Source organism: Rhizobium sp. HT1-10 (genome assembly GCF_049472505.1).
Taxonomy (GTDB): Bacteria; Pseudomonadota; Alphaproteobacteria; order Rhizobiales; family Rhizobiaceae; genus Rhizobium.
In genome coordinates, this window is the sequence record NZ_JBCEBQ010000001.1 from 536796 (window position 1) to 561058 (window position 24263).

23 protein-coding genes are annotated in these 24263 nt (G+C 63.5%); 15 read left to right on the plus strand and 8 right to left on the minus strand.

Annotated features, from left to right (window positions below):
• The first annotated feature begins 179 nt into the window (after positions 1-179).
• The 5 genes from VH564_RS02685 to VH564_RS02705 all read left to right on the plus strand — a co-directional run bounded on the left by VH564_RS02685 (position 180) and on the right by VH564_RS02705 (position 4432).
• Positions 180-686, plus strand: a complete 507-nt coding sequence (locus VH564_RS02685; protein WP_423338269.1) for a GNAT family N-acetyltransferase — start codon at positions 180-182, stop codon at positions 684-686.
• Between the two features lie 756 nt (positions 687-1442).
• Entirely contained in the window at positions 1443-1871 is a 429-nt protein-coding gene (locus VH564_RS02690) for a MucR family transcriptional regulator (protein ID WP_423338270.1), read from the plus strand.
• A 212-nt stretch (positions 1872-2083) separates the two neighbouring features.
• A complete protein-coding gene (locus tag VH564_RS02695) occupies positions 2084-2506 on the plus strand; it encodes a helix-turn-helix domain-containing protein (RefSeq protein WP_423338271.1) in 423 nt (140 codons plus the stop codon).
• A complete protein-coding gene (locus VH564_RS02700) occupies positions 2499-3341 on the plus strand; it encodes a DUF6456 domain-containing protein (protein ID WP_423338272.1) in 843 nt (280 codons plus the stop codon). Before VH564_RS02695 ends, VH564_RS02700 begins: the two co-directional genes overlap by 8 nt.
• A gap of 404 nt (positions 3342-3745) precedes the next feature.
• A complete protein-coding gene (locus VH564_RS02705) occupies positions 3746-4432 on the plus strand; it encodes a YkgJ family cysteine cluster protein (RefSeq protein ID WP_423338273.1) in 687 nt (228 codons plus the stop codon).
• Positions 4433-4477: 45 nt separating this feature from the next.
• On the opposite strand, the gene VH564_RS02710 is transcribed toward VH564_RS02705, so the two are convergent.
• Both VH564_RS02710 and VH564_RS02715 read right to left on the minus strand, forming a co-directional pair.
• On the minus strand, positions 4478-4900 hold the full coding sequence (locus VH564_RS02710) for a SufE family protein (protein ID WP_423338274.1): 423 nt from the start codon (positions 4898-4900) through the stop codon (positions 4478-4480).
• Positions 4901-5090: 190 nt separating this feature from the next.
• The gene (locus VH564_RS02715; RefSeq protein ID WP_423338275.1) at positions 5091-5525 is read right to left on the minus strand and encodes a DUF5330 domain-containing protein; all 435 of its coding nucleotides are present in this window, start codon (positions 5523-5525) and stop codon (positions 5091-5093) included.
• Positions 5526-5994: 469 nt separating this feature from the next.
• On the opposite strand from VH564_RS02715, the gene VH564_RS02720 reads away from it, so the two are divergent.
• From VH564_RS02720 to VH564_RS02730, 3 genes are all read left to right on the plus strand, one after another.
• On the plus strand, positions 5995-7515 hold the full coding sequence (locus VH564_RS02720) for a sensor histidine kinase (RefSeq protein WP_423338276.1): 1521 nt from the start codon (positions 5995-5997) through the stop codon (positions 7513-7515).
• Complete coding sequence (locus VH564_RS02725) at positions 7487-8470, plus strand: peptidoglycan-binding protein (protein WP_423338277.1); 984 nt, start codon at positions 7487-7489, stop codon at positions 8468-8470. The genes VH564_RS02720 and VH564_RS02725 overlap by 29 nt, the downstream gene beginning before the upstream one ends.
• 140 nt (positions 8471-8610) lie before the next feature.
• A complete protein-coding gene (locus VH564_RS02730; RefSeq protein WP_423338278.1) occupies positions 8611-9096 on the plus strand; it encodes a GNAT family N-acetyltransferase in 486 nt (161 codons plus the stop codon).
• Between the two features lie 182 nt (positions 9097-9278).
• Here the strand turns inward: VH564_RS02730 and VH564_RS02735 are convergent, their stop codons facing one another.
• A complete protein-coding gene (locus VH564_RS02735) occupies positions 9279-11186 on the minus strand; it encodes a hypothetical protein (RefSeq protein ID WP_423338279.1) in 1908 nt (635 codons plus the stop codon).
• Between the two features lie 202 nt (positions 11187-11388).
• Here VH564_RS02735 and VH564_RS02740 point away from each other — a divergent pair, with 202 nt between their 5' ends.
• Positions 11389-11745 carry a DUF1491 family protein gene (locus tag VH564_RS02740; RefSeq protein ID WP_423338280.1) on the plus strand — a complete coding sequence of 119 codons (357 nt, stop codon included), beginning with the start codon at positions 11389-11391 and terminating at the stop codon, positions 11743-11745.
• Positions 11746-11851: 106 nt separating this feature from the next.
• Here the strand turns inward: VH564_RS02740 and VH564_RS02745 are convergent, their stop codons facing one another.
• Positions 11852-12874 (minus strand): DUF2336 domain-containing protein, encoded by a 1023-nt coding sequence (locus tag VH564_RS02745; RefSeq protein ID WP_423338281.1) that lies wholly within the window; start codon positions 12872-12874, stop codon positions 11852-11854.
• A 306-nt stretch (positions 12875-13180) separates the two neighbouring features.
• Positions 13181-13387, minus strand: a complete 207-nt coding sequence (locus VH564_RS02750) for a hypothetical protein (protein WP_423338282.1) — start codon at positions 13385-13387, stop codon at positions 13181-13183.
• 553 nt (positions 13388-13940) lie between these two features.
• Between VH564_RS02750 and VH564_RS02755 the strand changes: the two genes are divergently transcribed.
• On the plus strand, positions 13941-14123 hold the full coding sequence (locus tag VH564_RS02755; RefSeq protein ID WP_423338283.1) for a hypothetical protein: 183 nt from the start codon (positions 13941-13943) through the stop codon (positions 14121-14123).
• 17 nt (positions 14124-14140) lie between these two features.
• Here VH564_RS02755 and VH564_RS02760 read toward each other — a convergent pair whose 3' ends face one another.
• Both VH564_RS02760 and VH564_RS02765 read right to left on the minus strand, forming a co-directional pair.
• The gene (locus VH564_RS02760) at positions 14141-14692 is read right to left on the minus strand and encodes a DUF1254 domain-containing protein (protein WP_423338284.1); all 552 of its coding nucleotides are present in this window, start codon (positions 14690-14692) and stop codon (positions 14141-14143) included.
• Positions 14685-15272, minus strand: coding sequence for a DUF1214 domain-containing protein (locus tag VH564_RS02765; protein WP_423338285.1), 588 nt, complete (start codon positions 15270-15272; stop codon positions 14685-14687). Before VH564_RS02765 ends, VH564_RS02760 begins: the two co-directional genes overlap by 8 nt.
• Positions 15273-15846: 574 nt before the next feature.
• On the opposite strand from VH564_RS02765, the gene VH564_RS02770 reads away from it, so the two are divergent.
• On the plus strand, positions 15847-17331 hold the full coding sequence (locus VH564_RS02770) for a hypothetical protein (RefSeq protein WP_423338286.1): 1485 nt from the start codon (positions 15847-15849) through the stop codon (positions 17329-17331).
• Positions 17332-17616: 285 nt separating this feature from the next.
• Here VH564_RS02770 and VH564_RS02775 read toward each other — a convergent pair whose 3' ends face one another.
• Positions 17617-19782 (minus strand): transglycosylase domain-containing protein, encoded by a 2166-nt coding sequence (locus VH564_RS02775; protein ID WP_423338287.1) that lies wholly within the window; start codon positions 19780-19782, stop codon positions 17617-17619.
• 183 nt (positions 19783-19965) lie between these two features.
• Here VH564_RS02775 and VH564_RS02780 point away from each other — a divergent pair, with 183 nt between their 5' ends.
• The 4 genes from VH564_RS02780 (at position 19966) to VH564_RS02795 (ending at position 24236) form a co-directional block, all read left to right on the plus strand.
• Positions 19966-20487 carry a YcgN family cysteine cluster protein gene (locus tag VH564_RS02780; RefSeq protein ID WP_423338288.1) on the plus strand — a complete coding sequence of 174 codons (522 nt, stop codon included), beginning with the start codon at positions 19966-19968 and terminating at the stop codon, positions 20485-20487.
• Between the two features lie 350 nt (positions 20488-20837).
• Positions 20838-21449, plus strand: a complete 612-nt coding sequence (locus VH564_RS02785) for a hypothetical protein (RefSeq protein WP_423338289.1) — start codon at positions 20838-20840, stop codon at positions 21447-21449.
• Positions 21450-21861: 412 nt separating this feature from the next.
• On the plus strand, positions 21862-23100 hold the full coding sequence (locus VH564_RS02790) for a DNA-packaging protein (protein WP_423338725.1): 1239 nt from the start codon (positions 21862-21864) through the stop codon (positions 23098-23100).
• Between the two features lie 515 nt (positions 23101-23615).
• Positions 23616-24236, plus strand: coding sequence for a glycoside hydrolase family 19 protein (locus VH564_RS02795; RefSeq protein ID WP_423338290.1), 621 nt, complete (start codon positions 23616-23618; stop codon positions 24234-24236).
• The last annotated feature ends 27 nt before the right edge of the window (positions 24237-24263 follow it).

Consider the following 24263-nt stretch of genomic DNA (forward strand, 5'->3'; position numbering starts at 1 on the left):
GGGATCAGCGGGTGCCCATTGATTAGCGCATTTCCATAAGGAAATCCTGCTGTCTTGAAAATTTAATCTGATTAACCGCCTAAGGAGGCGCCACCGGCGTTGCAGCTATGCAAGATCGGTCGATTTACTTTTTTGGACTGGCGGCGTATCCCCGTCGACCTCGGGAAAAGGAGTTTGCCGTGACCGCCCCAACCCTTCTGCGCGACGCCGTCGAGGCCGATCTGGCCGCCATTCGCGACATCTACAACCATGCCGTCGAGCACACCACGGCGATCTGGAACGAGACGCTGGTCGATGTCGACAACCGGCGCCAGTGGTGGAGCGCGCGCACCGCCAAGGCCTATCCGGTGCTGGTCGCCGAGCGTGACGGCAAGGTCGCAGGCTACGCGTCCTACGGCGATTGGCGGGCCTTCGACGGCTATCGCCACACGGTCGAGCATTCGGTCTATGTCGAAAAAGACGCGCGTGGCTTCGGGATCGGAGAGCAACTCATGCGCGCATTGATCGCCCGTGCGGCGGCTGGCGGCATCCATGTGATGATAGCCGGTATCGAGGCGCAGAACGCTGCCTCCATCCGCCTGCACGAGAAGCTGGGCTTTCGCACCGTCGGGACCTTTTCCGAGGTCGGCATCAAGTTCGGCCGCTGGCTGGATCTGACCTGCATGGAACTGCGGGTTTCGCAGTAGTTCGACCGCCGAATGCCATTCGACGGGCAGCCTCCGACCTTTCAAAGTCCATGTTGTCGCCGTTAGTTACCGCTGCTTCCGCGTGGAATTTCAATTTGTTGCTTCCCTCGGGCCGCCCGTTTCTTTGGTCGCGAAAGGACGACGACGCTGTTGTGCGAGATGAAGCCGCTCGACTTGCGGCCTACTGGCGACGCGATGCAATTCCGGCTTGACGGAAGGTACTTGCGCAGGGCATTTATTCGCATGCAACTAATAGCCGTGCTTACCTGTTCGCGGTGGGTGCTGGCGCGTTAAGCGAGTTGCTTGGCCGCTTGTGAATAATGCAACTGATGTTCCATTTTACCGATCGGTCATTTTTCTTGAAGTTGAATTTCGGAAGTATTAATGCGTTAACGGTCACTGGTTTGGTTGAAAACTGGTTGAAGAATTATTGCTCTCGGTGACTGGACTTTCGGGCTGACGATGCTAATTCATTGCAAGTCACCTTGTGACGTTGATTTGAACTCATGAAGACGCCCTTGATGCTTAAGCTTTCTTATGAAAAGTTTTATGACTGGTGGCTTCTAGATGCACTGATAGGCGTCGAGTGGCTTCCTCCTGATTCTGGGAGGGCGTGCCACGTCCGAGGCCTGGAACCGAGATTTGTTTTTGATGTCACGTTTAACCGTGGTTGAGAGCGATGACGGCGGCGCGTTGACCCGAACTGAGACACGTCGGAAGCGGCGTTTCTCTGTAGAAGCTAATAGGAGAATAAGAATGACAGACGCGGCTCTTGGTACCGGCGCCGATCTACTGGTTGAACTGACGGCCGATATCGTTGCGGCCTATGTGAGCAATCACGTGGTCCCCGTCAGTGACCTCGCACATCTCATTTCGGATGTGCATTCCGCGCTTAGTGGCACGTCCGTGCCGGTCCCCGCTGCGGCGGTGGTCGAAAAGCAGAAGCCGGCCGTTTCGGTCCGCAAGTCTGTTCAGGACGATCAGATCACATGTCTCGAGTGCGGTGGCAGCTTCAAATCCCTGAAGCGCCATCTGATGACGCATCACACGCTCTCGCCGGAAGATTACCGCGAGAAGTGGGACCTGCAGTCCGATTACCCCATGGTCGCCCCGGCCTACGCCGAAGCGCGCTCGCGCCTGGCCAAGGAAATGGGTCTCGGCCAACGCCGCAAGCGCACCCGCTGAGGCTGGCAGCCAGATCGCAACGACAAGAACCGGGCCTGGCGCCCGGTTTTTTTATGGGAAATCGATATGAAATAAGGAAAATAATCCCATTTAAATCGGGGGTATTTCTGGGAAAGTATCGATTTATCAAGGGATGTTGACATCCTGCACAAATAGCGGGCCTCTTGCGCTCAAGATCGAAGTGTGAATAAATTCCTAAAAAAGGAGTTCACATGTCACTCGATCCCGTCCCCCCCGCGCCAACCTATGCCAATCTGCCGATCCCGCTTACACCATCCTCGACGGCGCTGCAGCAGCCGCAGGGCTGGCTGCCGGTGCGCAATACCTGCCGCATCGTCAATCGGATGACCGGCGAGATCGCCGACCTCGTGGCCGAGCGCGCGCTGCATCGGCGCGATCGCCGACGCACCCTGTGGCACATTCGGCAGATCGCCATGTATGTCTGCCACGTCGCCTTGCAGATCCCGATTTCCGACATCGCCGATGCCTTCGGACGCGACCGCAGCACGGTGACCTATTCGCTGCGGATCGTCGAGGATCGCCGCGACGACAAGGCCTATGACGGCTTCGTCGATGCCGTGGAGCGCCTGGCCGTATCCGTCTTCCTGTTCGGGGAGGTCGGCGTCGATGAGTAGGGGTGTGAAAGAAGACAAGATGTTGGTGAAGCTGCTGCGCTTCATCGGACGAGGTGCGGCGATGATTTCCGGGCCTGAAGGCGTGACGCTCGAGGCAGCCGACGGGCGTCGGCATCCGGTGGTGCCCGCACTGCTGGACCGGGCTCTGGAGGCGGGGCTCGTTTCCGCGGGGGAATCCGAGGCGGACGAGGCCTCGTCGGCAATGCCCCGAGGCGCCCGCAGGATGTTGACACTGCTGCCGGCGGCCAGGGGCTTTCTGCGGCGCGCGGCGGCGGAGGCGGAGGAAGTGTTCCTGTCGCAGCATGCCGATATCGTGGATGCCACGGTCGAGGTCGAGGGCATCAGGCAGGCCGTGCGGTTGGACCAGTCGGAATCGCCGCTGGCCGCCCTGGCGCGACTGAAGGACCGCAACGGATCGGCTTTTCTGCCGCCGGAGGCTCTGGCTGCCGGAGAGAAACTGGCGGCCGATTTCACCCGCGGGCAGATGCAGCCCCGCGTCACGGCCTCCTGGGAGCCGAGGTTGTCGAGCGCCGGCAAGGGAGGGCGCGGCGGCATGTCCGACATAGCCGACAGCGCCATGGCCGCCCGAGCCGCCGTAAACCGCGCTGCCGCTGCCATGGGCCCGGAGCTTTCCGGCGTGGCGCTCGATATCTGCTGCTTCATGAAAGGGCTGGCGACCGTCGAGCGGGAAAGACAATGGCCGGCGCGCTCCGCCAAATTGATGCTGCGCACCGCTCTGCTGGCGCTGTCACGGCACTATCATCCGCCGCGTCCGATGAAAGCGGGCGGAGTTCACCACTGGGGCGCGGACGGATATCGCCCGGAATGGCCATAGGATGCGCAGTCCGGTCTCCGACCTGTCCCATTGGAAGACAGGAACGCCAGTGGAAAGCAGGATGCGGTGATCGGAAGCGTATTTCAGGTCCGAATGCTCAGCGGATGCGTCATATTTGTGGGCAACCAAGTCGATCTATTTCTGCGTTTGATCGCAGTTTAAGTGCCCAAAGGTTGTAAAGTTCCAGGCCGACGGAATTCCATCGGGCGCGGTTGCGTGCGGCCCGGGGGAGGGAACGGCGAGCCAGCGAAGGCTTCCGTCGCGCCTTCATCAATTCTCGCCCGGAACGAAGCGGTCGCTGTCTCGCCGCCATCTCGACAAGAGGCTGGCTAGGCGCTAGTCCGATGAGACAGAGCCGCTCGCCGGCCTTGCCCGCTGCTTCCCTTCGATAGGTCTCTGCACAGATGGATAAAGACCAGGCCAGATCGCGCGTCATCGAGGATATCGCCACCGTCGGCGAGCTGACCCGGATGGTGAGCCAGCGCTACGACGGCATGTTTGCGGATTTTTACGCCGTCCTGCTCGAGGCCCTCGAGACAAGTCCGGACATGGAGAGTGCGGCACTCGCGGCCATGGATATCTCGGATGCCGCCGTCGAGACGGTGCGCGGCAATTTCTCCGGGCAGCCGCGCTTTGCCTGTGCGAAGGGCTGCAGCCCCTGCTGCCATCTCTTCGTCGCCGTTCCGCCCGGCGTTGCCGAAGCCATCGCCACCTATGTCGAGCGACATTTCACGGCTGAGGCGCGCGACGAGGTGGTGGTGCGACTGGAAGCCAAGGTTGCAGTCGAAGCCAGCGCGGCCGATCCTATGGCGGCGCGCAGCCCCTGCGCCTTGCTCGATGCCGAAGGCGCCTGCTCGATCTACCCGGTTCGTCCGCTTTCCTGTCGCAGCTTCACCTCCACCTCGCTGCCGCGCTGCAACCAGGTGGTCTTCGGCGACGTCAGGGACGGCAGTGGCGTCGAGCAGAACCCGGCCCGCTACCGCCTCTATGAACTCGCCACCCGGGCCATCGAGGAGACCGCCCGCCGGCGGGGACTGTTGTCGCAACAGCGGGGCCTGTCCTCGGCGCTGCTGGCGCAATTGCGCGGTTGACGCCCTCATTCGTTCAGGAGGCAGGCGAGCGTGGCGGCGGCAGGCTCAGGCCGCGAGCCTTGCCTGGGCTTCCTCGCGGATGCGCTTGACCATCGAGCGCAGCCCATTGGCGCGCTGCGACGACAGATGTTCGACCAGTCCGATCTTGCCGAACACCTCGATCGCGTCGAGATCGGCGATCTCGGACGCATGCTTGCCGGAATAGGTGGCGAGCACGATGGCGACCAGGCCGCGGACGATATGGGCATCGGACTCGCCCTCGAAGGTCATGACCGGGTCCTTGGCGCCGTCTTCGCTATGGCTGACGAGCCAGACCTGGCTGGCGCATCCCTGCACCTTGTTGGCAGGCGTGCGCTGCTCCTCCGGCAGATCGGGCAGCGCCTTTCCGAGCTCGATCACATAGCGATAGCGATCCTCCCAGTCGTCGAGAAAGGTGAAGTCTTCGATGATCTTCTCAAGGCTGCTCATGGCGTCGGTCCAGTGTCGTTAGGTTTGCCATATAGGCCATGGAGCCCGGGATTTGAACCCGCCGCAACAAAAGAACGCCGTGCGGAAGGGTTCCACACGGCGTCGAGTTGGATCGTTTACAGGGCAGGCACGGCACGGCTTGGTAAAAGGGGTCGGCGGCGCGCTTTAAGGCGCCGGAAGGGCGTGAGGTTCAGAGCACCGGGCGGCGCATCGGCACGGGCACATGCAGGATGGTGCCGGTGAAGACGTTGTCGGCATTGTCGCCTGTTGCGGCAAGCTTCGGCGGCATCGGCTGCATCGCCTCATCGGACGGCGCTGCGGCTTCGGCCACCTTGTCGCTCTGCTTGCCGGAAAGCTGGCGGTCGATCATCTCATAGGCAACCAGCGCGCCTTCGCGGGCACGGTAGCCGAGCGCGGTGAAGGTCTCGCCGCCCTTGACGCAGATATCGGGCTTTTCGCTGCACAGCGACGTTACATATTGGAAGGCGCCGGTGGCGGCGGTCACAGCATCGGACACCTGCACCTGCGGGTTGCTCTGCGTGCGGTTGCTGCTCTGCGAGCTGAACACCGGCAGGAGTATAAGCACGAGCGAGAACCAGAACGCTGTCTTGATCAGAAACCACATCGTTTTGCCCATCCTGTTTTCGTTCGGTCTTGAGGCCGAATCGATCCGGTTTCCCCGGTTGAAACAAATCTAGTCGGCAGATGCTGACATCGCTTTTCAAAACTAGAAAGCGTTTGAGGCGAATTTGGTTCAAATGCCTCATATCGGCATTTTACCCACATTTAAGTCAAATTGTCCTGGCCGCCGTTAAGCATGTCCCGGCCGATCACCCGCTAATCCCGGGGGTTGCGGCGGCCGGCTCCGCCGCAAATCTTAACGCTTGAGTGAAAAAGCAGCGAAATCCATCGCTTACCCCCTGTTAACGATAAAAACCGATGCATCCTTTTGGTGCGCCAAAATGGGATTTTCGGGCTTTTCGGCGGTGGATTGCGCCTTTTGACTTATCCTTTCCTTAAGCGCGCCGGTCCTATTATCCGGCCAGAAACAGACGCCTTTTAGTGCGGATTTTGGTGTGCGCGTATTGAGTAAAATGGCTGACAGGGCAATCGCCCTCGTGGACCGGGCAGCCGGCAGCTGGTTGTCGAGGACCTCCGGAAACGGACAGGTGCGCGGCGAGGAGCTGACGATCCTGCGGCGCGTGGCGGCGCTGTCGTCGCTGGCGCTCGTGGCCGTGCCCTTCGGCCTGTCCTTCGTCACCACCCCTGCCGTAGCCCTTCCGGTCGGCGTTGCCGCCGTCTGCGCCGCCTTCCTGTTCTCGGCCGTCGGCAGCATTGCCCTGTCGCGCCAGAAGCCCGTGCCCTTGGAAATGCCGGCAGTCGTCCAGCGTCAGGAACTCATGCTCGAGGCTGCGGCTGGCCTTGTCATGCTTCTCGATCCCCATGGCGTCGTCACCACCGTCGGCGGCCGCGACCGCGCCGAATTCCTGGCCTGGATGCGCCCGGCGCTCGGCCGTGGCTTTTTCGAGCAGGTCCATGTTTCCGATCGCATCCTCCTCCTCCAGGCCGTCGACATGCTGCGCCAGGGGACCGACGCAACCTCGATCCATCTGCGCCTCGATCGACCCACAGGCACGGTCGAAGGCGAGCAGTTCGTCCATATCAGCCTGGACATGACTGCGCGCCGCGATGCCGATGGCCAGTTGAGCGACATCGTCACCCAGGCGCGCGACATCGGGCGCGAACGCAAGCTCTATGACGCGGCAGCCCACAAGGCGGCGGAAGCGGAATCCGCCAACGACGCCAAGTCGCGCTTCCTTGCTGCCGTCAGCCACGAACTGCGCACGCCACTGAACGCCATCCTCGGCTTTTCCGATATGCTGGCCGGCGAATATGTCGGTCGCCTCGAAAACGACCGCCAGCGCGAATATGTCGGCCTGATCCGCGATTCCGGCGCCCATCTGCTGTCCGTCGTCAACGCCATGCTCGACATGAGCAAGATCGAGTCCGGCCGCTACGAGCTGATCGTCGAGCCCTTCTCTATCGCATCGGCCATCCGGTCCTGCGAGGCGATGCTGTCGCTGCAGGCCAAGGCCAAGGGCCTGACGCTGACCAGCCGCATCCAGCGCGGCCTGCCCGAAGTCGTCGCCGACCAGCGCGCCATCCAGCAGGTGCTGATCAATCTCGTCGGCAACGCCATCAAGTTCACCGATGCCGGCGGCGCCGTCACCGTCGATGCGACGGAGGCCGGCGACATGCTGAAGATCTGCGTCAGCGACACCGGCATCGGCATCGCCGCCGACCGGCTGGCCACGCTCGGTCAGCCCTTCGTGCAGATCCAGAGCGACCATTCCCGCCGCTACGAGGGCACCGGCCTCGGCCTGTCGCTCGTCAAGGGCCTGGTGGCGCTGCATGGCGGCAGCTTCGGCATCGCCAGCACGCCGGGCTACGGAACTGTGATTACAATCCTCGTGCCGCTTGACGGCACGGCGGCAGAAACGGCACAAGACCAGCAGCCGGTGGAGTTTCCACCGCGCCTCCGATCCGCAGTGGAGCAGTCCGACATAGAGAGCAAGGAAGCGTTCAATGGCCACGCGAAAGCGAAAATCGCCTAAGGGAAAGGGCAAGCGGCAGCAGTCCGGGCTCGCGTCCCGCAGCGCGGTGGCCGTCGGCACCCTCGGTCTGCGCGGCGCCGGGCTTCTGGGCACTGCGTCGTTGCGCGGCGCCAGCGCTCTTGGCGGCGTCATCGGCCGCTACCCTTCGACCGCGGGCGGCGCCATGGCCTTCGCCGTGATCTTCAGCTTCATTGCCACCAATGCGCTCTGGTACCAGCCGGGCAGCCACCCGTCGCCGTTCTTCCGCACGCGCGACCCGGCATCGCCCTATGCACTTGCCGGCCGCAAGCCCTTCGCCGTCACCCAGCGCGAGCCCGCCGACACCACGACCTTCCGCATCGAACGACCGGATGCGACGGCGGTTGCCGCAGCCCCGGCCGCTGCCAGTGCCGCGCCGACGACGATCGTAGCGCAGGTTCAGAGCGAACTGGTGAGAAGGGGCCTCTACACGGGCGCCGCCGACGGCGTCATCGGTCCCCGCACCACGGCAGCCATCCTTTCCTTCGAGCAATCCGCGGGCCTGAAGCAGACGGGCGAGCCGAGCCCGGACCTGCTGGCAGCCCTGAAGGCTGACATCAAGCCCGACCTCCAGCCCGGCATCGCCGTACCGGTCGAACGACCGCCGGCCGACCTCAACTCCAAGGCTGCCGCCATAGACCCCGTCGCGGCCGCGATCATGAACTCCGACAAGGACGTCAGGACCGCCTCCGTCAGGACAGCCGCCATGACGCCGGCCAAGAAGCCGGGCGCCGATCCCGTTGCCAACGTCACGATGGTGATGCAGATCCAGAAGGGCCTGAGCAACATCGCCTACAGCAATGTCAGCATCGACGGCGTGGCCGGCGAGACCACCCGCACCGCGATCCTGCATTTCCAGAAGCACTACCGCTTGCCGGAAACCGGCGAACCCGACGGCACGGTGCTGAAGAAACTCCGCGACATCGGCGCGCTGTAAAGGGTGGTCGACTGGTGCTACGGCGGGAGCCAGCGCCGTTCGCAGCAACGCCGATGCGCGGATGGCCCTTGCCGCATTCAAGGTCATCCTGTCCGATGGGGAAGTTCCCGGCCTCCCTTAACGTCTCCGGAGGATACGATATGACCACCAATATCCGCTTGCTCGAAGCCGATGACCCCGCTGAAGCGGGTCTCGTTACGCTCATGCAGGAGATGCAGGCGCACTACAAACTTGATTGTCCACCGCCGGAGGAAGTTCTGGAGCAGTTGAAGGTCAGGCCTGACGGCGCCGAAATTCTGGTGGCCGAAGACGACGGCAAGGTTGTCGGCCTCTGCTCGTTCAGTGCGATCTTCCCCGGACCCGGCCTGAAGCCCGGAATCTTCCTGAAGGAACTCTACGTCGGCGCGCCCTACAGAGGGCGTGGCGTGGGCCGCTCGCTGATGCGGACGCTGGCCACGCTTGCCGGCAAGAGAGGGCTGGTGCGGATCGACTGGACCGCAGACGCCGGGAACGACAGGCTTCTCGCCTTCTACGACGACATCGGCGGCGCGCGGAAAACCGACAGGTTTTACTACCGCCTGGAAGGCGAAACGCTGGACGCACTCGGTCGCGACCCCGCATCCTGAGGAGGCTCGGCCGGCACCGCTTGCGGGACGTCGGACAGAGACATCTGACAACCGGTCGGCCTGTCATCGCGTGGCCCGATGCGGCATACCGCGGAGCGTGAACGCGCCATAGCCGGAAGCGCGGTAAACGATGGGGGCACCGGGCTTTCGCCCGATGCCCACCGACCTCTGCGTCCGGCAACTTACCGTAGCAGCCCCAGTGCTTTGGGTGCGAGGGTCTGCGCATGGACATTGGCGGCAGCCTTGTCGCCGATCATCGCCACGTCGATCAGGCAGGCTTCCAGCAGCGCGCCTTCCTTGACGCCCGCCCGGGCACAGGCAAGCCGGGCGTTCTTCATCGTTTTCGGGTCCAGTTCCCTGGAGGTGAAAGGTTTCTTCGGAATGCCGGCCATCGTCCGTTCGCCGCACACGTTGAGCATCGATTCACCGGACCTGACGCGCCAGCTGTCGGCATAGGGGCGGTAGATTTGCTCGAACGAGAACGGATTCTTCAAAACCTCTCCCTCCCGCGTAGCGAGCAGGTTGGGGTCTTCCTTGACATTGGCAAGAAGCCCATGCGCCTCTATCGGCCATTGGCCGAGGCCGACCTTGAGGTTGATGTAATCGGTGCTCCCACCGCTATTGATGCCGGCCTGCACCCAGTCGCCGGTGGCGCCGCGGATCAGATAGGTGTTGCCGGTCCGCGTGACCTGCGTCCCGTCGGCCAGCGCAAGCGGCTTTTTATCGCTGACCTTGACCGGTTTGCCGTCGATGAAGACGCCGCGCGGCTTCAGGCAGACGGCGACCTCCGTCTTCCCGAGCTTTGCGGCGACAGCCGAGTTCACGCTGGCGTCCGGCCAGGTCGGCGCACCCGAGACCTGCCTGTTCTGCACGTTGAAGCCGGACGCCGTCTGCAGCAGGACGAAATCGCCAGACGCCTGGAAGTCGTAGAGCAGGCCGCTGAGCGTGGTCAGATGGGTGTCGCCGACGGCCGTCGAGGCTGCGCAGTTCGAAGGACTGCCGCCGGCGGTGCTTTCGTTGAAGATGATCGCCGGTCCTGGTCCGGAGGCGGCCGGCGCGGTCGGACCGAAGCTCAGGTTGTTGGTCTCAGCGGTAAAGCCCTGCGCCACGCAGTTCGGCGGCCCGCTGCCGCCATAGACGATCTGCGTTCTTGTCGTGAGCGCGGCACCGTCATTGAAGGTTGCCTGACTGCCGACGCCAACGGCGTTGCCGCCATCGCCGACAATGTTGAACTCGGCAATTCTCCAGCCGGAGGATGCATTGACGGCGTTGTCGCCGACGCGGGTAAATGCCGAGCCGCCGATGGTCATGACGATGCTGTCGCCGCCGGCATCGGCATTGCCCGTCAGCGTCACCTGGCCGAGATTGGTCACCGGAACCGGCGGAGTGCTAACAGCACCGCTGGAGTTGCTGAGGATCACGCAATAGATGTCGCTGCCATTGGGGAACTGCGTCCAACCGGCCGGGCAGGTCGTGTTGTATTGGATCAGCCAGTACTGGATGAAGGCGCGGTGCGAGACGTTGTTGTTCTCGAACACGAATTGCTCCCAGCCCCGGCAGCCGGGGTTGGGCGAGGCCGCGCAGACGCTGCTCTGGAAGAAATCCGTGTTGATCTGCAGCGTGTAGGCGTTGGGGATCATCGGCCCGACGGCACCGATCTGGCCGCTTTCGCTGGTGACATTGGTGAGCGTGTCGAAGCTTCCGGTTGCCGACGAGATGATGCCGCTCGGCGCCTGCGCCGCAATGTCGTTGCCGTTGCCGATTACCTGCGGCACGATGCCGGAGCGGGGCGGCATGGGATAATCCGGTGCCGCCACGCAGGGGACTTGCTTCCACTTGGTCGACGGGTATTTCGCCGTGAAGCAACCCTTGCTCGGTTTCGGAACGGTGGCGATGGTCGTCCGCCACTCCTGCTGGCGGCGAAATGCCGTTGCCGAGAGCATCGGCACGGGCCGTGTGGCGGCGGCAACTGCCGTGCGCTTCCGGCCTTCGGCGGCGGAGGACGGCGACGTCAACAGCGCCGTCGCGGTCAGTATCATCAACATCACTCCAAGCCCGTGGATGGTCTTGGCGAACAAAGACATGGTCATAGGCGCCTCTCCCTCAAGATAGCGGTTGCAGTTCGGCATGATGGCATGAATGCTACTAATGCGATTATTCTGCGCTCAATACTCGCGTAAGGCAAGTTGATAATTTCAGCGCACCGCGGATCCCGGTTGCACCCCGATCGGCTCTCCGGTGGACATTGCCGGGACGATTGTTGACGGCGCCTTTGGCGGCTATAGCAATGTGATGAGATTACGCAGCGACATCTTCGTTTCCGCCCTGATCCGTCGCCTGTTCGGCCGTGGTGATTTTGCCGCGGTCGAGCGCAAGGGGGCGGAGGCTTCAGGCGCCATCTTCATCCGCCAGCGGTTTCGCGACGGGCTGGAAACCCTGTTCGGCCCGGCGCCGCAGAGCCTGATCGACGAGGACGAGGCGAGCGGCCGGCTATTCGAGGTGAGGCTGGAGCGGCAGGAAGCGGAGGCTGTGCGGCAAATGCTCGAGCGGGAGATGAAATTCGATCACGATCTGTGGATACTGGAGCTCGAGACCGACGACATCGGCGACATCGTGCCTCTGGCCGCAAAGCCCGCCGATCCGTTCTGAAGGACGGGCGTCAACCGTTACGCGCTGAAGCGTTTCCCCATCATGTGTCGCAGCGCCGGCCGGACTTGCGAAACCAGACGCGATCGGCGCGACCAAATCGGCGCGATCAGCGCGCGCGGCTGCCGGTGCGGACGGCGTGCAGCCGGCTGTTGGCAGGAAGGTCGTCGGCGGAATCGCGGTTTGCCGGCTGCACCTGGTCGGGCGTGACATAGGTGTAGCGGTCGGCACGACGCCAGCTTTCGACGCGGCTCTGGCTGTCGGCCGGATCGATGGCATCCATGATCCGCCAGGCCCGGCTGACGCTGCCGTGGCCCTCGGTCAGGTGCGGATAGAAGCGCTCCAGCACGTAGACGGCATCGGCAAAGTTCATGCCGAGGCTGGTCAGCGTCACCGCCAGCTGCTGGCCGGAGAGGTCGAGCAGGATCCGTTCGGCCAGCCAGCGGCTCGAAGACAGCGCATCGGCAAGTGTCGTCGAAAAGCTCTGCGCCTCCCGCTCGCGGGCAAACCGCACCAGCAGCGTTTCCTGCATCTCGGACAGCGAGCGCAGGCCGAGGCGGTCGGTTTCGTCATGGGCGAGATGCCGGGCGATCTGGCGCAGTTCCTGGCGCATCGCTTCCTCGCGCGCCAGTCTCTCGGTCACGGCGGCATCGGGCGCATCCAGCAGAGGGGCGCGGACGGCAGGCGGGGCGACCTCGGCCTTGCTGCCGCGGCCGCTATCGGCGTGGCGCAGGCCGACCAGCGCATCGACCACTTCGGAGGAAAGGTTTTCGCGCCGGACGATGGCCTTGGCGTGCTCGGCGCCTTGGGTGCGGGCGATGGTGATGAGCGTGTCGTCGTCGATGGTCCTGGCGCCGCAGAGGAACGGGGCAGCGATGGCGATCGGCTGGCAGCCGATGAACAGGGCGACAGCCGATGGAACATGCGGGCATTGCGACAGCGCGGCCACGGCCTGGCGCTTGGCCTCCTCGCTGGAGGCGGTAAACAGCGGCATGAACAGCTCGGCGAACTGGCGCAGTTCCGACCGGCTGGGGTTGGCGCGTTCCTCGAAGCTGCTGACCGTCGCCATCAGGACCACATCCTTCTTGCGCTCGCCAAGCGGTCCTTCCAGGTCTCTAAACCGATCACGCACGCCACCACCCACACACAAACAAAGAAGGGGAGCCAGGGTCGGCGCGCGCGCGCTGCCGGGCGGTCGCGTCCTACCGCGAACGACAGGGCGCGGAAGACGGTCTCGGACCGGCGGACGCTCTCGTCCGGATCTGGCTTTCCCCTTCACGCTACCGCGATCACGGTTAATAGCAGGTGAAAATCTGGCGGAAAATCCGAACCGACTGTCACGTATGAGGACAGGCAGGGGAGACGACAGGCCTAAAACGCAGAAGGCGCCCCAGTGGGACGCCCGATTATCTTGCTTGCGGTCGTGATGCTGTTCCGCCTAACGCGACCGGCGGCTGCGCAGGGCGATGAGCAGGCGGTCATGAGTGTCATGGCCGGACTGGAAGAGGTCCAGCGCAGCCGAGGCGGCGGATTGCGCTTCGGTGCTCTTGATGTCGATACGCTTTTCCGCGCACCAGGTGTCCAGCACGCAACGAAGCACGTCGACGTCGTCGGTTGTAAAGGCGGAATTTAGCAGTAGCGACATCGATCGCCCTCCTTAAGTATGAGGTCAATGGTCCTGAATGTCAGAAGCAGCCAAGGTATCGGACGCCTTTGGATGCCATGATCATACGCCAATTGTAAAAAGCCGCAAATAATATCTGGATGACGTTTTCGTGTCACAGTCGCGACAGCCGCTCCTTGGAATCGCTGGGACCGAAAAAGCTAACAGTATGAATAATTGGTGATTTAGGGCTTTGGAGATCAACCGATGGTGGAGGCCTGTGGCGCCTTAGGCCGCCCTTTGCCCGATAACGGACGGTAGAGATCCGGAGATCGGACAAGTGCAGCGCATTCCGTTAGGGTTCTGTTAACGATCAGCTGTCTCAATCCGCCGATAGCACCGCATGCGTCGCTGTCCAAACGCACTGATTTTCTTCCGGACAGGCCATGCTGTGCTGCTGGAAAAGGCGCGAATGCCCAAGGCGTGGCAACCTCGACAAGGCCATGCCGCTGGGAGCGCCGGCCCGCCAAAGCGCGGGCAGGGTGAAATCGACGACACATTCATCCGTCTCAAGGTTGCAGATGGGAGACGAGACATGGCTGATATCATAAGACTGGAAGACCGACGAAGGGACAATCCGCAACCGGCGTCGCAACAGGTGGTTGCAGCGCGGGTTCTGCTGTTTACCGGGGTACGCTACGAGCGCCTCGATCCGCCGAAACACCGCACTGGCCCCGGCGCCAAGCGGCCAAGAGCGAAATCGACCAAGCGCGGATAGCGCCCGGCCTGGTACGCTTATCCACCGACATCGAAGGCGTCGCACTGCGCCTTGGAGAGAAAATCCCTTGCGCCGTCGCCGAAGCTTGGCTGCGGCACCATGGTCCGCAGCACCGCGTAGCCCTGGCCCTCGGCCATTTCCACCAGGATCGACTGCGCGAGTTCGGCGGGCAAAGCCTTGCGGATAGCCGCCAGCTGCACCGGTGCTGCCACCAGCACATCGAGCGTGCCGCCGACCGACGTCCGGTCGCTCATGCTGAACACCTCGTTCGAGGCGCTATCGTAGATCGCCAGCGACCAGAAGGGCACTTGCCCCTTGGCCATGAGGTGGACCGGCATGTCGCTGAGGTCGAAGGCGCAGACGGCGGTGCGCAGATAGGGATCGCCGTTGAGCAGCCGGCCGCCATCCTCGCCCGCGTCCAGCACATGGAAACTGTCCTCCTCGCCGATTGCCTCGACCCGCTGGAAGGCATCGCTGTTGCTAAAGCCGGGCAGCGAAAGGATGATGATCAGGTGTAAAAAAGCGGCCCCCAACACCCCGACGATGATCGAAAACAAGATCTTAAGCATAGCCGCAGCCGATCTTCTCGACCTTCGGCATCGACAGGTCGATCAGCCCGGAGCTGCCTGCCGCCGGCGTATCGAGCAGCGTCAGCACCAGCTTGAAATCGCCCGATGGCGGCAGCGCCAGCCAGTTGCCGGCGGCGGCATCGCTCGAGACGGTGATCGAGAAGCTGGAGTCGCTGTCGCGCAGCACCACCCAGGAATTGATGGCGGTCGGGCGGCCCTCCTGCACAGCCAGCGGCTTCCCGTCGGGGGCAACCGGGAACAGCGTCCAGAGCCGCGCCGGCGGCGTCTGGCCGCTGATCCTGTAGCGGCAGGCGGCGGACAAGCGGGTGCGGGCATCGTCGTCGCTGGCTGTGAATTCCAGCCCCTCGGCAGTGCCGAACAGCAGCCGTCCGGCCCGCGCCCGATGGGATTTGGCATAGGGGTCGGCATCGGCGGTATGGAGGGCGGGAAAGGCTTCCCAGGCGCCGAGCCGGATCGCACCGAAGCCGGCGCTGGCGTCGAGCGCGTAGCGGGTGAAGAGGATGCCGCCGCCAAAGGCGATGACCAGCGACAGCGCGACCAGAAGGGGAACCCGAAACACGGCGGCGTCCTTGTGACATCGAAACGACGAAGCTTATCCCTGATTCTGCCGGGAGGGGGAAGGGCGGTAGGGTGGGCGGGCCGACATCCGACAGTGCGATATGGCCGGCGCGGCTTTGACGGTCCCCGATCCCGAGCGGCGAACTGTTGGCGTGCGACCGCACGCAGGTGGCATCGCCGGATACTTTTGGGGACGCCGCGAGCGGAGAGCTGGGCGTTGGCCGTGGAAGCGCGGAGCGCGCGGTTGAGCAAGGCGCGCTGATTCGCACGCGAGGCAGGATCACGCTGACCCGGTTTCGCCTGCAAAAACCCTGACCCACCGGGCCCCGCCGGCCGCTGCCAGCAGCCGCCGAGCCGCCCGTCGCGCGAACGCGTGGCGGGAACATCCCGTCCAAAGCTACCACAGGATGCGAGATTGGAGCGGCTCTTCTGCCGCGGTTGAACGCCCCGATGAGGGGTCAATGCCAACTAACGACCCTTCACAAACCGGGCTACTCCCGGCTCCTCCCTGTTCCACCTACTGCATTGCACAATGAGCCCTCCGGGCTCGGTCGATCAGGCACAAAGGAAAAGCCATGCAAAAGCTCCTCTCCGCTCTCGCCCTATCAACCGCAATCATGCTCGGGCAGACACCTGCCCGTGCCGCGCCGGCCGATGACGCGATCGCCGGCTGGACCTCGCTCGGAACCTATGTGTTCGGCACCAATGCCACCGCCGGGACGGGCGAAACCGCGATCAAGAACAAGACGCAGCTCGAAGGCAAGTTCAACTATTTCCAGAACAATGCGGCAAAAGTGACGATCGGCTCCGAAGTTCAGCGCTACACCGAGGGCAGTGCCCAGACCCACGTCTTTGCCGCCGACCGGCTCAACCTCACCGGCGTGCTCGGCGGTGGAGATGCCGCCTATTCCGGCGGCTTCACCAATGTCTTCGGCCAGATCAGCGGTTCGATCGACGTCAACAATCCGGTCGATCCGGCCCAGTTCGGCTTTCCCGCCGGCACCAAGATCGAGGTCGGCAACATGATCGTGCTGCAGTCGCGCGGCATCTACCGTGTCGATACCGTCGGCTCGGACGGCAAGATCAAGCTTCTCGCCCTGTTCAACTCCAACACCGCCAATCCGGTCACCAATGCGCTGGCCGTGCTCACGCCTTTCTATGCCCTGAAGCTCGCCCAGCCGACCGCAGACAATGCCGCCGGCACGGCCACCACCATGGTGTTCGACACCATTCCGGCTTCCATGCCGTCGGGCATGGCCGTCGGCTACGTCAAGGACAACGCCTTCCAGCGGAACGACGATTATCGCGCCGTCAGCGTCGACAAGACCACCAAGACGGTGACCACGCAGAAGAAATTCGTCTTCATCAGCCAGCCTGAGACCTACCAGAACCCGGCCGGCCAGATGATGATCTTCGTGCCGCCGATCCGCTCGGCGCAGATCATCGCCAAGGACACCTTCGACCTCAAGAATGGCGACTATGCCTTCGACGCCACCGTCAACTACCCACAGGCCGTTGCCAGCCGTCAGGTCAACACCTTGCCCGAACTGAACGCCCTGCCTGCCAACCAGCCGAACGGTCTGTGGGGCGCCACCTGGCTCTACGGCAAGAACACCACCCCCACGCCGTCGAGCACCGACGAGATCGACATCGAGAGCTGGTTCGATTTCTACAAGGGGCCGGACATCTTCTCGGCCTTCACCCATGGGGGGACCGCGACCCAGGACTTCCAGCTCAGCAACGACGAATGGGCGCCGGCCACGGCAGATGTCGGCAAAGGCTATCTCAAGCGGCTGACCGGCCCGCTGGTCGGCGATGTCAGGCTGACCAAGGTCGTGCGCACCAGCGCCGGCAAGGTCGACACCTATGTCAACGGCACCCTGGTGGACACCAAGGGCTACACCTGGACCAACCCCAACCCGGCGGAGTTCATCGTCAACCTCGCGGTCGGCTCGATCAGCGGCAGCTACGCCGCCAACGTCCTCTTCCCCCTCAAACCCTCCAACTTCAACAACATGAAGTTCGGCATCAAGCGCCTGGCGTTTTACAAGAAGGGGTGAGGGCTAAATGAAGTAGACCGGCGCCGGGTGAACGAGCCCGCCAAGCTCTAGCCCGGCGCCGGCTGGCTATGCAGACGCAGTTTTCGCACAGGAGCTTGCCCTATCTTCCCTCATTCCAGTGCTTGTCACAGGAATCCTGTGCGCCCAAGTCCTTGGGCGCGAAAGGGACTGTGGCTGGCGATCGAGGTCTTCTCACGGCGCAGACGCGCGGTGGCTGGATTGCTGTGACGAGCACAGCAATGAGGGAGGAGGGTGCATGGGCGAATAGAAAATTCGCGCAACAGGCTACAGCCCCACACTCGCCACGCTCTGCCCCTTCAGCGGCGGCGCATCCCTCAATTGCTCTCCGATATCTCGCAGCACTTTCGTCGATTCTGCCGATAGCGAGCGGGGGCGGACCGGTGGGGGCTCGGCGCTGGCGGCGGCCTCCGTGGCGGCCTTGCGGGCCGCCGCCGTCATCGGCTTCTGGGCCGGGAAGGGGTCGGCGAGGCCGGGGATGGGTTTGAGGGCGATGCCCTGGTGGGCGTAGTCCATGATCTTCTTGAAGGTCATCGCCGGCAGCGTGCCGCCGGTCATGTTGTTGGTCGAGGTATAGTCGTCGTTGCCGAACCAGACGGCGCAGGTGTAGTTGCCGGAAAAGCCGATGAACCACGCGTCGCGATAGGCCTGGGTCGTGCCGGTCTTGCCGCCGACGACGATGCCGCGGTCGAGCGCTGCCTTGCGGCCGGTGCCGATGACCGGGATCTGCGTCAGCATCTGCGTCATCGAGCTGTTCGCCTGTTCCGACAGGACGCGCTTGGGCGCCGGCTCGTCGCGATTGAAATCATAGAGGATCTTGCCGTTGTAGCCGAGGATCTCGCTGATCCCGTGGCGGCGTGACTGCAGCCCGTCGGAGGGGAAGACGGCATAGGCGGTCGCCTGGTCGAGGACGGTGACTTCGGAGGTGCCGATCGGGATGGTCTTGTCGTTGCGCACGGGGCTTTCGACGCCCATGCGCTTGGCCATCTCGCGGATCGGCTGGATGCCGAAATGCTCCTTGGCGAGCCGCACCGGAATGGTGTTGATCGATTTCGCGATCGCCTCCGTCATCGTCACCCGGCCCTCGTAGCGATTCTCGTAATTGTGCGGGCTCCAGTTGCCCCAGGAGATCGGCGCATCGACGACCGTCGTCGTCGGCGCCATGCCGCTCTCCATGGCAACGGCATAGGTGTAGATCTTGAACGACGAGCCGGGCTGGCGCAGCGCCTTGGTGGCGCGGTTGAACTGGCTTTCGCCGTAGTCGCGGCCGCCGACCATGGCTCGGACAGCGCCACCGGTCTCGATCATGACAGTGGCGCCCTGCTTGGCGTTATAGCGCTCGCCATATTCCAGCAGGCTGGACGAAACGGAATCCTCCGCCGTCTTCTGCAGGCTCATGTCGATGGTGGTGCGCACGATCAGCGAGCGCTCGGCAAAGCGCTGCGACAGGCGCTGCACCTCGTCGAAGGCCCAGTCGAGGAAGAAGTCGGGCGACACCACCTGCGCCCGGTCGACGACGGAGGCAGGGTTCCGGCGGGCGGCCACCACCTGGCCCTCGGTCATGAAGCCGGATTGGACGAGGTTCGACAGGACGTCGTTGGCCCGCGCCCGTGCCGCCGGCAGGTTGACGCTGGGGGCGTATTTGGTCGGCGCCTTGAACAGGCCGGCGAGCATCGCGGCCTCGGCGAGATTGACGTCGGAAATGCTCTTGCCGAAATAATATTGCGCCGCCGCCGCCGCGCCAAAGGTGCCGCCGCCCATATAGGTGCGGTCGAGATAGAGCGAGAGAATTTCCTTCTTCGAGAGGTTCGCTTCGAGCCAGATGGCGAGGAAGGCCTCCTTGATCTTGCGCTCGATGGACCGTTCGTTGGAGAGAAACAGGTTCTTTGCCAACTGCTGGGTCAGCGTCGAGCCGCCCTGGACGACGCCGCCGGCCTGCGCGTTGACGGTGAGCGCCCTAAACAGGCCGAAGATGTCGATGCCGAAATGGTCGAAGAAGCGCCGGTCCTCGGTCGCCAGCACCGCCTTGACGAAATAGTCCGGCAGTTCGTCGACCGGCACCGAATTCTCGTGGATGATGCCGCGATGGCCGATGACGTTGCCGTAGCGATCCTCGAAGGTGACGGCGAAATTGCCGCGATTGCGCCAGTCGCCCACCGTCGACTCGAAGGCCGGCATGGCGAGCGTCAGCATGACGACCGAGGCGGCGACGCCGAGCGTCATGCCTTCGCCGGCGAGTTCGAAGAAGACCCGTTTCCAGCCGGTCATGCGAAAGCGGCGGAAGAAGATGGTGATGTCTTCCCAGATTTCGACGGCGCGGAAGCCGGCGTTCCAGACGGTGGAATCGATCAGCGAATCCAGCCGCAACAGCAGATAGCGCTTGCGCCGCGGCCGCTTCAGTGGCTGCCCCTCGGTCTCTGTCGGCTCCGGCATCGGCGATTTCCCGTTCAACTCTTCAAGACCTCAGCCGATTGCGACGGGCCTGGCCTTTCACGGCAATCCATATTCACCTATATCCGGCACAGATTGAACAATTGGTTGCTTTCCGGCAAATCACAAAACAAGGCGGCGCCTAGCGACCTTAAAGAGGCGCCGGCGCGCAGGAACGGCATGGGCATGGATGAGATCCCTTTCTGGCAGCACAAGACGCTGGCCGAGATGACGACGCGGGAATGGGAAAGTCTGTGCGACGGCTGCGGCCTCTGTTGTCTCAACAAGCTCGAGGAGTGGGACTCGGGTGATATCTATTTCACCGATGTCCGCTGCAAGCTGATGGACAGCGAAAGCTGTCGCTGCACCAGCTATCCGAACCGCTGGGACTTCGTGCCCGACTGCGTCCAGCTGACGCTCGAAAATGTCTCGGAAATCCAGTGGCTTCCGCCGACCTGCGGCTACCGGCTGATCAACGAGAAGCGCGACCTCTACTGGTGGCACCCGCTGGTTTCGGGCGACCCCGAGACCGTCCACGCCGCCGGCATCTCGGCCCGGGGCCGCACCGTCAGCGAGGAGGAGGTGCCGGTCGACGACTACGAGGATCACGTGGTCGACTGGCCGCTCACCGTCGGCGACATGCCGCGGGACGGGGAGGGCGACGCGGATGAAGACGAGCGGGAGAGGCTGGCTGAGTTAGGGAAATAATCCTTTATTCGCAGGTATTCGTACGAATTTTTCCGATATAGGAAAATAGTCCTTGACTGCGTGACGGTGGTTTGGTAGTCTTCAGGTATAGTCGGAGAGGTGCGGGCAGGGGAGACGCCAGCCTGATCTCCCCCCTTGTGGGGAGATGTCAGCAAAGCTGACAGAGGGGGGCCGCCACGACTTCCGAGACTGCCGCATCACCCCCCTCTGCCCTGTCGGGCATCTCCCCCACAAGGGGGAGATCAGCTGGGGCGACATTGCGGGCTTCATTGGGCCCCACGCCTTCAGACACCATCCATGTCCCGCCCGCCGAAGCTTGAGGCTTGGCGCGCCGACCCGTGAGACAAGCCATGCAGGAATTCGACGGTTTTGACCCGACTTTGTTCGGCGAATGGCCCGGCGTGGCCGGCTATGACGGCAGCAGCGCGGCAAACCCCGATGGGGTCGGCTGGAGCGGCGAGGAATGCCGGCGGCAGGTGGCGGTGTTCGCACTGGAGACCAAGGCCGGCGACCCGGAAGAGGCGCTGCGCATCCTGCTCAACGACATGACGCGCGAAATGCGCGCCGAGTTCGACTATTTTCGCACGCTGCGCTCCGCCGCCGAGCTTGCCGGACAGCCGGGCGAGGGAGGCGACGAGGCGGCGATCAAGCTGGCGCGCGCCGACATGAAGAGCGCCGTCGATGCCATGTCGCTGATCGTCCGCACTCTGGAAAAGATCGATTCCCTGCAGCGTCAGCTGGCGCGCGACCGTGAAGCGGAGGCGGAACGCCATGCCGATGGGCCCGGATATGTCGAAAACAAGCGCCGGCTGCTGGCGATCATCGAAATGCGTGCCGAGGACCGTGCCCGTGCCATCGTCGAAGAGCGCGACCGCGCGCGGATTGCCGAGGGTCTGGCAGCGGCTGGTCCACCGCTCGCAGGCTATCCTGCCACCGGACCTCCGCTCGGCCAACCCGCATGAGACCCGGCGTCGCCTCGTCAGGCTGCAGTCGGCCACGATAAGGCTGGACAAGGATATTGCTGAGATCCGCCGAGCGAAGGTGAAACGCGCCCGTCAGTCGCTCACCCGACGCGGCGCTGTTTCCGCCGTTCGCGGTGTGGCCGAGGCGCCCGAGACGCCCGAGGCGCACGAAGCGTCTGAGGAAGTTGTCAAATATGCCTTCCGTCCGGGCCCGGCGTCAGCTGGCACGAACGGCAGTTCCGGCGCCACGGCCTTGCCAGTCGAGATTTCCAGCGCCGCAAATTCGGGAAGCGCCGGACCTTCGGCGAAGGATACTCCATCACCGACGCACAGGCAGAGGGAGGCCGCAATTTCGAGCGAAACCGAGGCGCAGCCAGCACAGTCTCCCGAACCCGCCGGGCTCGAGGCTGTCATCGAGGCGCTGGCGTCCGATCCCTTCGCCCTTCGCGATTGGGAGATTGCCGGGCGCGATCACCAGAAGCCGCCGCCCGGTGCCTGGCGCAGCTGGCTTTTGCTTGGTGGCCGTGGCTCCGGCAAGACGCGGGCCGGCGCCGAATGGGTGCATGGGCTGGCCAGCGCCGGCGAGCGGTCGCAGTTGCGCATCGCGCTGATCGCCGAAACGCTCGGCGATGCCCGTGAGGTGATGATCGATGGGGTTTCCGGCATTTGTCGGATCGCCCGCCTGAAGCGGCCGGAATTCGAGATCTCCCGCCGCCGGCTGGTTTGGCCGAACGGCGCGGTGGCGCAGATATTCTCCTCGGAAGATCCCGAAAGCCTGCGCGGACCGCAGTTCCATTTTGCCTGGTGCGATGAGCTGGCCAAATGGAAGCATGGCCAGGAAACCTTCGACATGCTGCAGTTCGGCCTGCGCCTCGGCGCACACCCGCGCCAGCTGGTCACCACCACGCCCCGCCCGGTGCCGCTTCTGAAAGCCCTGCTTGCGGATGACGGCACGGCGGTGACGCGGCTGTCGACCTCGTCCAATAGCGGCAATCTCGCCCCAGGCTTCATCTCGGCGCTGGCCGCCCGCTACGGCGGCACGCGGCTGGGACGGCAGGAGCTGGACGGCGAGCTGATCGAGGATAGGGAAGACGGACTGTGGAAGCGCGATGCCATCGCCGCCCTGGTCGTCAGACTGACCGGGCCGCTGCGACGGATCGTCGTTGCCGTCGACCCTCCGGCCTCGGCCGGGCCGAATGCCTGCTGCGGCATCGTCGTGGCGGGACTGGAGGCATCGGGACGCGCTATTGTGCTGGCCGACTGCTCGGTGGAAGGCGCAAGCCCAGCCACCTGGGCGGGCGCGGTCGTCAAGGCCTATCGCCGCTTCGATGCGGACCGGATCGTCGCCGAGATCAACCAGGGCGGGGATATGGTGACGGCCATGCTGCGCAGCGTCGATGTCAACCTGCCGGTGACGACGGTGCGCGCGACGCGCGGCAAGTTCCTGCGGGCGGAACCGGTTGCCGCGCTCTATGAGCAGGGCCGCGTCAGCCATGCCGGCCGCTTCACGGCATTGGAGGATCAGATGTATGATTTCGGGCCGGACGGCCTGTCGTCAGGCCGGTCGCCCGACCGGCTGGATGCGCTGGTCTGGGCGCTGACGGCGCTGATGCTGGAAGGCGTGGGAGAGCCGCGCGTGCGCGGCATCTGAAGTTGAAGCACGGTAGCGCTTGCCCGTCCCGGCCGCTCAAGCCTGGGCAGGAATGGCGACGGGCTTTGGGGCAGGCTCACGCACTTGAATCTGCCGCCATTCGCTTTCATGACGGTCGAAAACATGTTGCGGAACGGGCTTGGCGGTTTGCTCTGGCTTCGACATGAGAACCTCTTATGACGTTGACTGGGCCGATAACGAATTTGTGACACCAAAGTTCCACAGCTCAAAGCATTTGTAAATCAGTGGGTTAATGTCACTAAACGATTGAATTTATTTTAAATCGATTGAAGATGTGGAAGAGCCAGCTGCTCGCGCTTGGTCCCTTCGCCATAAACGATGTTTGGCCGATCTGCTTCCAAAGTTGTTGCAACCGAAAGATAGATGTGTGGCTATGAACATCTTGAGGTTGGGTTCATAAAATCATGAAGTTTTGGGAGAAGTGAGTCTGGCGTCGCCTTGCGCCGGTAGATCAACCTGTTTGGCCTGAGTTAGGCGAGGCCGTGGAGAATGCGATGACGATAAACCGCGATTTCTTCTTCGACCACGTCCGCGAGAAGCTCTATCCGCACGGGCTGAACACATCGCAGCTCGAGGGCCACGAAGCCATTCTCGATGCCTGGGAGAAAAACCATGCAAAGAGCGACGACCGATGGCTCGCCTATATCCTGGCGACCGCCTATCACGAAACTGCGTTTACGATGCATGCGGTCCGCGAAACCTTGGCCAACAGCGACGAGCAGGCGGCGGCCAGGCTCGAGGCAGCCTGGGATGCGGGAAAGCTCACCTGGGTGAAGACCCAGTACTGGCGCAGGGATCCGGACGGAAAATACTGGTTCGGGCGTGGTCTGGTGCAGCTCACTTTCAAGGCCAATTACAAGACGCTCGGCGATGCGATCAATGTCGACCTCGTCGGCGACCCGGATCGAGCCCTGGAGCTGGGCGTCGCCGTCAAGATCATCTTCCACGGCATGCTGAACGGCAGCTTCACCGGCCACAAGCTCGGTGACTATTTCAACACGACGAAGAGCGACTGGGTCAACGCCCGCCGCATCGTCAACGGACTCGATCGCGCCGATGCGATCGCCGGCTACGGCAAGGCCTATTACGCTGCGCTGAGCTATACGGTGGGTTGATCGGCGAGACGCGTCGGGAAGGAAGCC